At 45.5% G+C, this 594-nt stretch carries 1 protein-coding gene; it reads left to right on the plus strand.

Going from position 1 to position 594, the window contains the following annotated elements; translation table 11 throughout:
• Window positions 1-594 (plus strand): LTA synthase family protein (locus tag R7190_RS29015; protein WP_318138087.1); only part of this gene is annotated, 594 nt, incomplete at both ends.

The raw sequence follows: 594 nt of genomic DNA on the forward strand, positions 1-594 counted from the left end.
AAAGCGTAAAAACTTGGTTATCTTGTTACAAGAGAGCTTGGGCGCACAGTTTGTGGGCTCTTTGGGTGGTCTGCCTCTTACACCAAACCTTGATGAACTGATGCAAGAAGGCTGGCAGTTCACACAAATGTACGCAACGGGCACTCGTTCAGTTCGTGGTATCGAAGCGGTAACAACAGGCTTCCCGCCATCGCCTTCTCGCGCGGTTGTTAAACTGAGTAAGAGCCAAACGGGTTTCTTTACTATTGCTGATTTGCTGAAAGAGCAAGGCTACCACACACAGTTCATTTACGGCGGTGAAGCAAACTTCGATAACATGAAGACCTTCTTCTTCGGCAATGGCTTCGACCAAATTGTTGAAGAGAAAAACTATACGAACCCAGTTTTTGTTGGCTCTTGGGGAGTCAGTGACGAAGATCTTTACAATAAAGCAGATGAAGAGTTTGAGCGTCTTTCAAAAGGTGACAAACCTTTCTTCAGCCTTGTGTTCACATCAAGCAACCACAGTCCTTATGAGTACCCAGAAGGTAGAATCGACCGATACGATTCTGAACACATGACGCGAAAAAACGAGGTGAAATACTCAGATTACGC

The sequence above is a fragment of the Vibrio sp. 1078-1 genome, assembly GCF_033340475.1.